This is a genomic window from Streptococcus suis (assembly GCA_024583055.1).
GTDB classification, from domain to species: domain Bacteria; phylum Bacillota; class Bacilli; order Lactobacillales; family Streptococcaceae; genus Streptococcus; species Streptococcus suis_V.
The window spans coordinates 1,890,739-1,904,754 of the sequence record CP102145.1 but is presented as its reverse complement, the minus strand read 5'-3'; the positions used below and the strand labels follow the sequence as shown (position 1 = coordinate 1,904,754).

9 protein-coding genes are annotated in these 14,016 nt (G+C 41.5%); 1 reads left to right on the top strand and 8 read right to left on the bottom strand.

Going from position 1 to position 14,016, the window contains the following annotated elements; all coding sequences use genetic code 11:
- Nucleotides 1-17: 17 nt before the first annotated feature.
- The 8 genes from glgP to NQZ91_09530 form a co-directional block, all read right to left on the bottom strand.
- Nucleotides 18-2,282 carry a glycogen/starch/alpha-glucan family phosphorylase gene (gene glgP / locus NQZ91_09565; protein ID UUM57570.1) on the bottom strand — a complete coding sequence of 755 codons (2,265 nt, stop codon included), beginning with the start codon at nt 2,280-2,282 and terminating at the stop codon, nt 18-20.
- Nucleotides 2,275-3,783: a 4-alpha-glucanotransferase gene (gene malQ / locus NQZ91_09560; GenBank protein ID UUM57569.1), complete on the bottom strand. Its 1,509-nt coding sequence runs from the start codon at nt 3,781-3,783 to the stop codon at nt 2,275-2,277. The genes glgP and malQ overlap by 8 nt, the downstream gene beginning before the upstream one ends.
- 202 nt (nt 3,784-3,985) lie before the next feature.
- Nucleotides 3,986-6,085 carry an ATP-dependent Clp protease ATP-binding subunit gene (locus NQZ91_09555; protein ID UUM57568.1) on the bottom strand — a complete coding sequence of 700 codons (2,100 nt, stop codon included), beginning with the start codon at nt 6,083-6,085 and terminating at the stop codon, nt 3,986-3,988.
- Nucleotides 6,086-6,602: 517 nt separating this feature from the next.
- On the bottom strand, nt 6,603-7,013 hold the full coding sequence (locus NQZ91_09550; protein ID UUM57567.1) for a peptide deformylase: 411 nt from the start codon (nt 7,011-7,013) through the stop codon (nt 6,603-6,605).
- Nucleotides 7,010-7,420 (bottom strand): SMI1/KNR4 family protein, encoded by a 411-nt coding sequence (locus NQZ91_09545; GenBank protein UUM57566.1) that lies wholly within the window; start codon nt 7,418-7,420, stop codon nt 7,010-7,012. Before NQZ91_09545 ends, NQZ91_09550 begins: the two co-directional genes overlap by 4 nt.
- Entirely contained in the window at nt 7,417-8,016 is a 600-nt protein-coding gene (locus tag NQZ91_09540) for an HNH/ENDO VII family nuclease (protein ID UUM57565.1), read from the bottom strand. The genes NQZ91_09545 and NQZ91_09540 overlap by 4 nt, the downstream gene beginning before the upstream one ends.
- Complete coding sequence (locus NQZ91_09535; protein UUM57564.1) at nt 8,013-10,676, bottom strand: DUF87 domain-containing protein; 2,664 nt, start codon at nt 10,674-10,676, stop codon at nt 8,013-8,015. Before NQZ91_09535 ends, NQZ91_09540 begins: the two co-directional genes overlap by 4 nt.
- Nucleotides 10,645-12,798 (bottom strand): dynamin family protein, encoded by a 2,154-nt coding sequence (locus tag NQZ91_09530; protein ID UUM57563.1) that lies wholly within the window; start codon nt 12,796-12,798, stop codon nt 10,645-10,647. The genes NQZ91_09535 and NQZ91_09530 overlap by 32 nt, the downstream gene beginning before the upstream one ends.
- Before the next feature lie 184 nt (nt 12,799-12,982).
- Between NQZ91_09530 and NQZ91_09525 the strand changes: the two genes are divergently transcribed.
- Entirely contained in the window at nt 12,983-13,936 is a 954-nt protein-coding gene (locus NQZ91_09525) for a DDE-type integrase/transposase/recombinase (protein ID UUM57562.1), read from the top strand.
- The last annotated feature ends 80 nt before the right edge of the window (nt 13,937-14,016 follow it).

Here is a 14,016-nt window from a genome sequence, read left to right as displayed (position 1 = left end):
TGTCTTTTATGTAAGTATTATTTACTATGCCAGATGTCTTCGTTGTACTGCTCGATTGTACGGTCAGATGAGAAGAATCCTGCTTTAGCAATATTGTGAACAACTTTCTTGTTCCATGCATCTTGATCTTCGTAGTCTGCAAAGACTTGCTCTTTAACTTCGATGTACTCTGCTAAGTCAATCAAGGTCATGAACCAGTCTTTCGAGATCAATTCATGGTGAAGACGACCAAGGCGTTCTTCATTACCAAGTGCTTTCACTTCATCACTAATGATAAAGTCAACCGCACGTTTGATGTTGGCATCACCATTGTAGTAGTCCGCAGACACGTAGCCAGCTTTGTCGTACAAGTCGATAATGGTATCTGAATCCTTACCAAATGTGTAGATGTTATCCATGCCTGCTAATTCTGCAATCTCAACGTTAGCACCGTCCATAGTACCAAGTGTCAAAGCACCGTTCAACATAAATTTCATGTTACCAGTACCTGACGCTTCTTTAGAAGCCAATGAGATTTGCTCAGAGATGTCAGTCGCAGGAATCAGTTTTTCAGCAACCGTTACGTTGTAGTTTTCTACCAAGTGAACGTTGAGGTACTTGCTCACTTCTGGGTCATTGTTAATCAACTCAGACAAGCAAAGAATCAAATGAATGATGTCTTGAGCGATAATATAAGCTGGAGCTGCTTTACCACCGAAGATAACAGTGATTTTACGTTTTGGCAGGTTGCCATTCTTGATTTCAAGATACTTGTGGATGACATACAAGGCGTTCATTTGTTGGCGTTTGTACTCGTGGAAACGTTTGATTTGTGTATCGATAATAGAGTTTTCGTCCAATTCGATACCCTTGTTGTCTTTGAGGTAACGTTTAAGAGCCAATTTATTGTTGTGTTTGATTTCAGCCAATTTAGCATGCACTTCCTTGTCATCTGCGAAAGCAAGCAATTTCTCAAGCTTAGTCGCATCTGTCAAGTATTCATCGCCAATCAATTCCTTGATGTAGTCTGCAAGATCTTGGTTAGCAAATTCCAACCAACGACGGAAGGTGATACCGTTTGTCTTGTTATTGAATTTCTCTGGGTAAAGCTCGTAGAAACCTTTCAACTCAGAGTTTTTCAAAATTTCAGTATGGAGAGCCGCAACCCCGTTGACAGAGTTTGAGAAGTGGATATCCATGTGAGCCATGTGCACACGACCAGACTCGTCGATGATGTGAAGAGCAACATCCGCTACTTCCTTAGCAACCAAGGCATCCAATTCCTTGATGATGTCTACTAAGTGAGGTACTACCTCTTCCAAGAATGACAATGGCCATTTTTCAAGGGCTTCTGCCAAGATGGTGTGGTTGGTGTAACCAGTCATGTTCTTAACGATGGCCACTGCTTCTGCAAATTCCAAGCCGTGTTTTTCAGTCAAAAGACGAATCAACTCAGGAATCACCATTGATGGGTGAGTATCATTGATTTGAACGTAAGCATAGTCTGCCAAGTCACGCACATTTGAGCCACGCTCAATCGCTTCATCAATCAAGAGCTGGGCAGCGTTTGATACCATGAAGTATTGTTGGTAAATGCGGAGCAATTCACCATTCTTGTCTGAATCATCTGGATACAAGAAGAGGGTCAAGTTTTCTTGAATAGCCGTCTTGTCAAACGTAATGCCATTTTCAATCAAGCCATAGTTGACAGACTGGATATCAAACAAGTTGAGGTAGTTCTTAGTGTCTTTCTTGTAACCAAGAATATCCAAACGGTCCAACTTAGATGTCAAGGTGAAGTTTTTGAATGGTACATCGTAGCTGATTGTCGTTGGAATCAACCAAGAGTCATTTTCAATCCAGAAGTTTGGCTCTGCATCTTGTTGGTTGTCCTTGAAGACTTGTTTGAAGAGACCGCAGTGGTAGTTGAGACCAACACCCTCACCGTTGATACCAAGTGTTGACATCGAATCTACAAAACATGATGCCAAACGGCCAAGACCACCGTTACCAAGTGATGGTTCTGGTTCAACGTCTTCAACCTGCGCCAAGGACTTGCCAGCTGCTGCCAATTCTGCCTGAATGTCTTTGTAGACACCCAAGTTGATCAAGTTGTTTGACAAGAGTTTACCAATAAGGAACTCTGCTGAGATATAGTAAACCTTGCGTTTACCTGTGTTTTTTGGCATATCTGCCGCTGATAGTTTGACATAGTTGAGCAACTGAAGATAGATTTCTTCGTTGGTCATGTCGGCTAATTTCTTATTGGCTTTGCTTTCTGCAAATGTAGTAAAGTTATTCATGATTTTTATTTCCTCGTTGATATAGTGTAGTCATTTTGACTAAGAAGTCTATGCGGTCCTGGGTTAAATCTTCGGCTTTCATCCGCCATTCCCAGTTGCCTCCAACAGTTGAAGGCATGTTCATACGGCTGTCTTCACCCAAGTCCAGAACATCTTGCATGGTCGCAATAGCTGTATCGCTGACAGTTGCAAACAGTGTTCGAAGCATGGCTTGAGTAACTGGCTCAATCGGTTTTCTGTTGGTATAGGCATCTACAAATTCCTGTTGTTCAGGCTCTAGATTGTTATACCAGCCATTAACCACCTCATTATCATGGGTACCTGTATAGGCGATTGAGTTTGGCACACAACGGTGTGGGATGTCGATGCTCTGTCCAGTCACATCGAAGAAGCCAAATTCTAGGATTTTCATACCTGGGTAGCCGCAATCTGCCAGAAGTTTACGTGCCTTAGCATCGATATTTCCAAGGTCCTCTGCAATAATCGGCAGGTCCCCTAGGGCTTCTTTAACTGCCTTGAAAAGATTGTAGCCTGGTCCTGGCTCCCATGTGCCAACCTTGGCAACTTTAGCATCTCCAGCTACCTGCCAGTAGTCAGAAAAGCCTTTGAAGTGGTCAATTCTCAAGACATCGTAGATCTTGAAGCTCTCGTGAATACGGTAAATCCACCAGTTGTAGCCAGTCTTTTCATGTTGCTCCCAATCATAAAGTGGGTTACCCCAGAGCTGACCGTCCGCAGAGAAATTATCCGCTGGTACGCCTGCCACATAAAGTGGCTTGCGTTCGCTATCAAGCTTGAAGAGCTGTGGCTTGGTCCAAACTTCCACACTATCTGCCGATACGTAAATGGGCATATCTCCAATAATCTTGATGTGGTTTTTGTTGGCGTAGTCCTTCAACTGCTTCCACTGGCTAAAGAAGAAGTATTGAGTGACTTTGAAGTAGTCGATTTGATCTGCTAACTCTAAACGATACTTGGCCAAGGCTTCTTCGTTTCTGGCAACAACTTTCTTGTCATCCCATTCTTGTAGGGCCTTGTTGCCAAAATGTTCTTTAATTGCCATGAACTCTGCATAGTCATTTAGCCATGATGAATTAGCTTTTTCAAACTCTTGAAAGGCGGCCTTACGCTTGTCATCACTCAAGAAGTTTTGAACTGCTCTTTCCAAGATTGGTCGACGTGCTTCATAAATCAAGGCATAATCCACTTTTTCTGGATTGTCCCCAAAATTCACGTCTTGGTAATCAAAATTAGCTAGTAAATCCTCTTCCGCCAACAAATCAAAATCAATTAAATGGGTATTTCCAGCGATAGCTGAAAATGATTGGTAGGGAGAATCTCCATAACTGGTCGTTGTGAGAGGAAGAAGCTGCCAGTAGGTCTGCTTGGTTTCAACCAAGAAATCAACAAAATCATAGGCAGGCTTTCCAAAAGTACCGATACCAAACTTACCTGGAAGTGAGGTGATATGCATTAAAATTCCACTGGTACGATTCGCCATAAAAACGTTTTCCTTTCTTTCAAGTACAATGATAGTTTAACGCAAACGTTTGCACTTGTCAAGGAAATATAAAAGATTTTTAAAAACTTTTCCGTAAAACTGCTCGAAAGCTGTCAATATGAGCTTTTTAAAACACTTGTTAATACCTTTCAAAAAGAAAATCCGAGAATTTCTTCTCAGATTTTCTATATTATCTTATTTTTTATGAAAAGGTTTGCTCTTCAATTTTGATTTCATTATCCGCCACATCCGCGAGTAAGTTTGTCACATTTGTATGGTCTAAATAAAAGTCTGTTACCTTGTCGCGAATTTGGCTTTCGATGACCCGACGGAGTGGGCGAGCCCCCATTGCCTTGTCATAGCCGGCTTCCATCAAGAAGTCTTTGGCAGCCTCGGTCACCTCTAAGCTAATCCCTTTTTTAGCAAGTGTTTTATTGACCTGAGCCAGCATCAATTCTACGATAGCTTTGAGATCTTCTTTATCCAAGTGCTTGAATTCGATAACTGCATTGAAACGATTGAGAAACTCTGGGCGGAAGAATGGTGCGATGCGGTCCATGATGTCTTGATTTTCTTCACCTTCTGCCATTCCATATCCAAAACCTGCATTTGATGTAGCGATGATAATGGTATTTTTAAAGTTGACTTGATTGCCCTGTCCATCTGTCAAATGCCCGTCATCCAGCACTTGCAAGAGGAGAGTAATCACTTGTGGATCAGCTTTTTCAATTTCATCCAAGAGGACAATGGAGTACGGATTGCGGCGGACACGCTCGGTCAAAGTATGGGAATTGTCATCGTAGCCCACATAACCAGCTGTGGTCCCAATCAGCTTGGAAACGGCTGTCCGATCGCTGTATTCAGACATATCCAGGCGGATAATGGCATCCTTGTTACCAAACAAGTCTAGCGCTAACTGTTTTGCTAACTCTGTCTTACCCACACCTGTCGGACCGACAAAGAGGAAGGAACCAATCGGACGGTTGCCGTCATCAAAACCTGCACGATTTCGACGAATGGCACGAGATACTGCTTCCACCGCATCGTCTTGACCGATAACCTTAGCTGCCAGACGATTTTTCAATTCCTTGAGTAGTTCAATATCAGAAGCTCCCATTTGTGAGACTGGGATGCCTGTCATCCGCTCAACCGCCTGAGCCACATCATTAACAGTCGCTACCACTTTCTGTTGCTCCGTATGATTATCGATCTGTTTTTGTAGCTTATCAATACGGACCTTTTCATTCAAGGCTTTTTCATAATCCTCTTTCTCAGCCGCTTCCAACTGCAACTGTTTTGCCTCAGCCATTTCTGCTTCCAAGGTCTGAATATCTGTCACAGGATGTTGTGCAGCCAAATGTGCAGCAGTCACATCAACCAGGTCAATAGCCTTATCAGGCAAGCTGCGCTGTGGAATATATTGGACAGAATAATCTACTGCAGCTCGTAAGACTTCATCTGGCAATTCAATATTGTGGTGGGCTTCATAAAGCGGCTTAATCCCTTTCAAAATCTGGTAGGTGTCCTCTGCGGACGGAGCATTGACCTTGACTTCATTGAAACGACGAGCCAGAGCAGCGTTCTTGTGAATGGTGTTGCGGTATTCGTCCTGCGTAGTGGCACCGATAACAGTTAACTCTCCACGGGAAAGAGCTGGTTTGAGAATATCCGCTAAGCCCTTGGAACCTGAGTCCCCACCAGTGCTACCAGCTCCCAAAATCTGATGAATTTCATCAAAGAAGAGAATGATATTTCCTGCTTTTTTGACTTCATCCACAAGATTTTGCACATTTTCCTCAAAAGCTCCGCGGTACTGGGTCCCTGCCTCCAAGCCAGAAATGTCAATGGAGATGATTTCCTTGTTCTTAATGGCAGCTGGGACATCTCCGTTGACAATGGCTTGAGCCAAGCCTTCTACTACCGCTGTCTTTCCGACACCCGCATCACCGACCAAAACAGGATTGTTCTTAGTCCGACGAGCTAGGATTTCAGAGGTTTCTTGGATTTCCTTGTTGCGTCCAATGACTGGATCCAACTTACCTTCACGCGCATCTTGGGTCAAATTGCGACCTAATTTTGCTAAAATCCCATCTGACTTTATCTGACCTTTAACCTGTGTTTGAGCCACTTCTTCTGTCTGTGGCAGGCGACCAGTCTGACGGTACATAGCAAATTCTTCTGGTGTTACTTCACGCCCATTGATAGAATAACGGCGACGTTCTGTGCTGTAGCCTCCCATGTTGCCCATGAGCTGATTGAAAATGTCGTCCATATTGTTAAAGTTATTGAAATTGTTGTTCATCGTTTTTACCTCGTTTAAGTTTTATTTGCTTTTGACTTTTACTGACCTTTGTTTTAAAAAAATTGATTTAGTCTTTTAGTTTGCTTTTAGTACTAGGCAACGAGCTGAAGGCAGTACTGAAGTACGGCAAAGCGAGTTAACGCAGTAATAAAAGATAAACTAAATGACGCTAATAGGGTATAATCCTGTCTTTCATAGTACCCTCCTCAGAAGTTTGTCTTTTACTGACCATTTAGTCAATTTGTCAGTCAAACTTTTTCGTTTGACTTTAACTGACCTTTTGTTCAAAGAATTCGTAAGGCCCTTTACCTTACGAATCTTATTCTACACCATTGGTCAGCAAAAGTCAATAGTTTTGTTTGACCTTTTTTGACTTTTTATAGTCGAATGAATTAGCTTTCAAACAAGGAACTGAGGCGCAGGCTATACTAAAGTATGGCAAGGCGAAAGTGACAATGTATCAAAGTTAATTCAAATGACTATAAAAAAATCTACCTGACGGTAGATTTGGTAGCTACTAGATGATAATCCCTTCCAAATGATCCAGTTCATGCTGAACAATCTGGGCTTGGAAGTCTGTCAGCTTTAGGCTCTGCTTTTTCCACGCAGCATCAAAAAACTCCACTTCAATCTCCTGATAGCGTGTCGTCGAGCGGATACCTTCAAGCGACAGGCAGCCTTCCTCGGTCTGATAGGGCTTGGCCTTGCTGATGAGGACGGGATTGTACATGACCAGGTTGGTAAAACCCATGTTGACGATGATAATCCGCTTTTTGACGCCAATCATGTTGGCCGCCATGCCCTCGCAGGCATGAGCATTGGCTGCTAAAGTGTCCTGCAAGTCCTGACCGACCTGCACGTCTAGCGGAGTCGCAGGCTCAGACTTCTGCTGCAAGAAGAAAATATCTTTCATTATAGGTTGAATCATGGGGTGTCCTTTCTGGCTACACATTCTTCCAGATAGGACGAAATTGAGGAATGAATCTCTTTTTCTAATCCATTGTGCCACAAAAAGACTTTACCTGTTGAGTCTGATAAGACAAGTAAGTCATCCATATGCAAATCCTCGAAAATAAATTTATCCTGAGGAAAGTCTGTATACAGGCTACGTGCTTCCAAGGTTGTAGCAATAACATCCGTCCAAGCATCCCCATTCAGACCAGTCCATTCTGTTCCGTAGAATGAAATCACCCCATACTCTTTCAAATAGTCCTTATAATCTGCTGGAAATGTCAATTGAAGTTTGCTTTCAGCCTCCACTACTTCTTGCTCACTAGCAGGGCGACCGCAATAAAGCCCTTCAACTGTTTTTATTTTCTCCAATAACTGACTCATACTTGTCCCTCCATAAGTGCTTTAGCAATTGCTCGCTTATCTCTAGCAAAATCTGAATCATGACCAACCTCTGACCTACCTGCTTTGTGCAATATTATTTTATTTCCGTTTACTATGTGTTCCTCTTTGGTTAATAAGGCATAATGACCACCATTTTTTTGACCGATATGATGGGCTTCTAACACTTTACCATCTTTAATAGGTTGCAAACCACTTTGCAATCTCTCTGCATTGGTCCGACCTTTTTCATCTACACCTACATCCAGCGATAGCTCTTTTGGAACAAGACAAAAGCGGGGTTCACCATTTTCTTTCTGTCCAAATTGCACAGCTCGCATTCCGATGTCCACATAATGCTTGAGTTCTTGATGATTGTAAATATCCTTAGCCAACTCTTTAGGAAAACCGTGAACTTGAGCAAGAATTTCTTGAAACTTGCTCAGACCATCATAGCTATAGGTAGATTTGCTATCAGAGGCGACCTCCAATCGCTTATCTGAATCTATTGGCTTTTCAAAGGCATCAATCGCTCGTTTGCCAACTTCATTCACGACAGGCTTAACCGCCTCCGCAACAGTTTTCAATCCTTCTATCATATCAATCCTCCATTTCGTAACCAATCCTGCATGGCCTTATGGTCCTTTAGTTCAAATAAATAATAGTACGTCATCAAACCCTGTACCAAATCCCGTCTGGCCTGCTGGCTGATAGTCTCTGGTAGGTTCTGGTCAATCTCCTGCTGAAGTACCTGTGTCAAAGCCACTGGCTCTAACCCTTTTTCAGCTTTCAACCGAACTTTCTCGACCAACTCTGGATATAATTTCCCAAGAATGTGCGCCAAATCATGCATACTAAAATTATCTGGGGAAGCCGATTGCAAGAAATTGAAAATCCTTACTTGAGTCAAACTATCTAGACCTACTGCTAGCGTTAATTCTCGTAATTCTGTAAAAGACAAGGCATTGTCTAAATTTGGACTGGCACTCAGCAACTCTAAAATAGCCAAGCGGTGATAGGGAGACTCTATCCTTGCTACTGGAGTTGGCTGTTGAAATACCGTTTCAACCGAGTCATATTTTGCCACCTTGCACAAAACTGGCTCCAACCATTCATTTTGATAGACAGCTGCAACGCCTTTCGGAAGTTTAGCCAACTCGTTTATCTGGTCTTCATTTAGATTGGCAGCTTTTCCAACCAATTCCCTATCAGAGTATTCGGGTAATCGCAAAATAATCTTGGTATTAGTATTACGAATAACAGCTAAGTCTAATAGACCCGGTGCTTGATCTGCGATGATAAAACCTTCTCCGTAAGTTCGCATCTCAGCGATTGCATTGGTCAACATCTCTACGCTTTTGCCAAGTAAATTACTTGACTCGGTTGCCTGTTCTGTTGATGTACGTTTCAAGAGATTATGGGCCTCTTCTAAAACAGTCACATGACGAAGCGACTGATTCATACCTTGACTAGAAGCCATTCGGTATTCTTGCATTTTTAAAACGAGAAGCCCCATTATCAAGGACTTAGTTTCACTGGACCCCAGACGGCTTAAATCCACAATGACATTTTCATCGAATAACTCTCTGGAAGAAATTTCATCTTCTGTAAACATCAACTGGTAAATTCCTGTCGTGAGAGATTCCAAGCGTGTCAGCAAGGCTCCTTTATAAGCTCCCTTATTTTCATCATCGTATTCGCTAGAATCAATGATTTCTTTAATCGTCCTTAGGACATCCGCAAATGTTGGGAAAATGATTTTTGAATAGGCATTTTCCGATAAAATTAGGTCCCAACCACAATCTCGATAGGCTTGTTCAATAGCTTTTTTCAAAACAGCAGGCATGGCGGCATACATAGGCCAACAAACATTGAAAAGTTCTACAAGACGGTCCAAATGTTCTAAAACATGGACCCCTTCTGGAAAACTAAATGGATTGATTTTCAATAATGGCGTTACACTTGGATTGGTCCCAAATACGGCTACATCTTCATCTGAACCAAAAACTTGCTTGTATTCTCCTTTAGCTGGCTCTACAACTAAAAATGTTATTCCTTTTTTCCTAGCTTGAGCAAGCAATTGATAGACGGTATTGCTCTTACCTGTACCCGTGCTACCTGTAACAAATGTATGGGATGCCAAGGAAGGCAAGGAAAGCTGAACTGCTGTATTTTCTTCGTGATTCATGTGGAAAATATTTCCCAAAGGAATCTGTTCTTGGACATCTTTTTCCTCAAAAGTAGAGATATTTCGACCAAACTGAGCACACTCTAAAACAGGAAGACCAGCAATTGACTTCTGTGGGAAATTGAGGGCATAGGCTAATTCCTTTCCAGACAGTGGCGTAGCGGCTGTCACAATCTCTGGATAGACGGCAAAGTCCTCATCAAATTCCAAAATTTCTGGATTGAAACCAAAGAGAGGGTGGCGTAAATCTTTTAGATAGGCAGTAATGGCTTTCGCCTTGTCACGCTCCGCTACTACATCTCCCCGCCAGAGATTGACAACTGTTTGCGACAGATGGGATTCTTCTCCCTGAGTCAAGGCCAAGTAGGAATGTGCGACATTATTGGCAATGGTTGGATCTTCACTCAAAACATAGGCAGAAAAATCCCACAGCCCCAAGGCAGTTGACAATTCCAAACGTTCCATCTGCTTGTCCAAATTTTTCAGAGCGTGCTGAACATGGTGGTTGACAAAGGACTGACTGATGCCTTCATTTTTCCCAATGGTAGCAGTCACACTGGAAGTTCTGGCAAAATTAGCTCCAAAGTTGGCACCAAGACTACTTGAAACTGTTTTTCCTACTGCATTGGCAACAGAGGCTGTTTTTCCTAGCGTATTGGTAATACCTTTGGCGATTGATTTGCTTTTGTTCCAATTTTTATTAGCATTTATTGAGACTCCTACATTTTGAGCTGCTCCAAAGCGTAGCCCAAATAAATTCACTCCCGAATCAATCTGGGTATTGTGACTAGCTGAAAATCCAACACTATGCCCTTCACCTTTAGTATTGGTCTCCGTCTCGCTGGTCCCACTTGACTCACTGTGACCTTGCGAATGGGTTTGGGTTAAATTGTGACCGGTTTGGCTTCCGACACTGGCACCTATATTGATACCAACAGTTGCAGAAGAACCCCTTGAATCTGATTCTGTCAATTGGAACTGGGTCTGCCAAGCGGCATAAGGAGATAGGTTTGAATATATCTGGGATAGATGCAACTTTCTATCCGCCACATCCAAAACTGGCGTTGCCAAGAGGACAAGAACGTATTTCTTTAATAGCAGCCCGCTTTTGATCTGACAATACAGACGCATCACCAATGAGCTGAGAAAACCTATCTTTAATCAGTCCTGTTTGCTCTTTCCAATAATGAATCGACAGAGTCGTAAAGTCTTTTCCAACCTCTTCCACTTGTTTTATGTATTCAAACCTCGCAAAAGCAATTAACTGATCCCGAACTTGACCTTTGGCCTTGGTCTTCATTTTATTGTAGTCATCAACCTTTGAAAATACTTTCCCCGTATCATTAAAACCATTTACAAATGCTGAACCTAGTATTTCAATATTTTTCTTATCCCAGGCTTTTCCTAAACTATTCTTGATATTGTTTAGGGCTTTCTTAGGAGATTCTTCCATTTCTTTCTGATAGGATTTCAATTGGAAATCATCAACTGCCCTATTCCACAGAGAGTCTCGCTCTTTTATGAATAGTTGTAAAGAAGCATAATTTTTCTCATCCCTTACTTTCTCACTCAAGTTTTGCTGGTATACAGTTGATGAGGAATTGAAAAAATCAGCTTGTTGGCGTTTTAAATCATTCACCAATGCCTGCTTGTCTTTCTCCAACTTTTTCTCTAAACGGTCTTTTTCTTGCTCAATTGTATTCTTGGAATCTTCAATGATTGACTGCGTTTGAGAAATAATATGCTGCAAATACTGGTCCGCCTGTACACATTTATTATAAGCCGCATACTTGGTTGAAAAAACCTCAATTTCTGACTCTAAACTGTACAGTCCACTGTTGGCATAGAGAAGATTCCCCTCCCCCTTAGACTGCAATTCCTGAGCCAGTTTCTGTTGAGTTGGAAGAATGTTATAAGTATACAACTGTTGATAATAAGGATTTGAAGTGTCTGTAAACTCAGCTAAACTTTTTTGATAAACTCTCTCATAATCTGGCTCTTGGAAATGACCGCTGTTTTTTGATCCCAAGCCCATTAGAGAGGATAAGAAATAAACTCTTTTTGTTGATAATTTTCTTGGAAGAGCTTGATTTAATACCTGATGATCTTGAAAAGTTGATAAGGCCGCAGTGTCTGCCTTGTTAACAACTAGTATGGTGTACCGTAAATCAATTCCATCGATTTGTTCTAATTCCTGATAAAGTTTATCATTGTCTACAGTATCTAAGCTAGTGTACTCCGATATAAAAATAGGCAAACCATTGCTCATACCCGCCATAGCCTCACGAAGAAGCTGCAAATGCTCCATATTGGTCGAAGAATTGGAGCCTGGAGTATCAAATATGACGTAGCGATGAGAAGATTTTGACAGTGGACTATCGGTAAACGCTGTTTTCACAGTGATAATATTCAAACCACTATCTTCCCTAGCATTCAAATAAGCCAACACAGCCCGTGCTAGTATCTGCGGAGTCATTTGTGGCAAACTCTGCCGAATGGATTCTAAATCTGTGATAATTGTCTCATCAATCCTATCACCTTCAACCTCAAAGCCGTCCTCATCAATTCGGATACGAACCTTACTTCTTAGAAGTGTTGCTTCTATTTCAATCCATTTTTCAGAAAATTTCTCAATTTGTATAATTTTCGCTGTTGTAGGTTGGTCACTGGCAGGTAGTAACTCATATCCTACCAACGAATTGATAAAAGTAGACTTCCCTGCACTATAATTTCCCAAAACCAACAATGGAATCTGAGGTTTCGTTGCATCTTGAAATTTTTGAATCGCTAGATCATTTTCCAACTCTTTTGGAAGAATGACCTGAGTTTTATCAAAAATACTCAACACTTCTGGGAGAATGTCACGTGCATTGGACAAGTTACATGGCGATTTTGTCACTGAGATTGATGAGTCATTTCGTGTTTGAACAAAAGCTATCAACTCCTTAAATTCATCACTATTTCCTTCAAATAACAAGTCAATCCCTGTTCCATCATCGTATTCTTCCAAAAGAATATCAACAATTTCTTGAATCTGAAAAGAGAGTACCCCTTTTTGGATATTTTCCCGTACTAAACGACTATTTGGATTTGTTTCAAAGGTAATCTCCTCCCAAGTCTCTGAAATCGGTTGTTGTTTTTGAAAAATGATTCGTTTACGAAATGGATTACTAATTATTTTTATCTTTGTCATACTAAATCTCCATTTTTATTCTATGTTTTATTATACCATATATAAAACGTTTTCATAACATCAAAAAAGCCTAGTTCTCACCAGACTTGTAGCGTTACAATAGATGTGAGACTTCTAGAAGTCAAAAAGAAGATTCCCTGATATGATAAGAGTACCACCTACTCATCAAAAAGGAAATCTTCTCATGACTAGTATACCACAAAATCTTCGCTATTTGCCACACACTCTGGAAACACGCTACCACGCTGTTAAAACCTATCGAAATGGAGCTTCTGTCACCTTCATCTGTCGACGCTACAAGGTCTCAAAAGCCTCTCTCATGCGGTGGAACAAGCGATTCGACGGCACCAAAGAATCGCTGAAAGACCGGTCGCATCGACCTCTAACACCTCATCCAAAAGCTCATACCGAACAGGAGCTTACCTGGATTAAAAATTGCATCCGAAGAAATCCACAGGCAACCCTCATCGAAATATTCTACAAGCTCAAAACTAATAAGGGCTATGACCGCCATCCCTGCTCTCTCTTTCGAATCTTGAGAAAACTTGATTTCTTCAAATCCCCTAAAACTAAGCAGAAAACCTATGTGCCTAGGCCTTACCATACCCCAACTGAACTCGGTATCAAGTGGCAAATGGACGTCAAATATGTACCGACTCACTGCTACACAGGCAAGCTACCTGACAAATTCTATCAATATACCGTCATTGATGAGGCCAGCAGGGAACGTTTTATCTTCCCTTTCAAAGAGCAATCTTCTCACTCAACTGTTCAGTTTGTCAAAATGGCTATGAGATACTTTGGATACAAACCCAAAATTATTCAAACGGATAATGGTTTTGAGTTTACCCATTTCAAAGAGACCAAGCAAATTCACCCCCTAGACCTACTTTGTCAGGAACTTGGTATTGAGCACAAACTAATTCGTCCTCGAACACCCAGACATAATGGCAAGGTTGAGCGCAGTCATCGAAATGATAACCGACGTTTCTACCAGCACTTGACCTTTTACTCCTATGACGATCTGATCAAGCAGATGAAAACCTATCTTTATCGTTCTAATCGACTCCCTATGCAAACTTTAGGCTGGAAATCTCCTATCGATATCAGAAAAGCTTTACTAGAAGCTAGCTCCTAGTAAAGCTTAACAAATGGATAACTTCAAAATCACCTTTTTGGTCTCACATCATTGACAAAGGTACACAAAAAAGCCTAGTT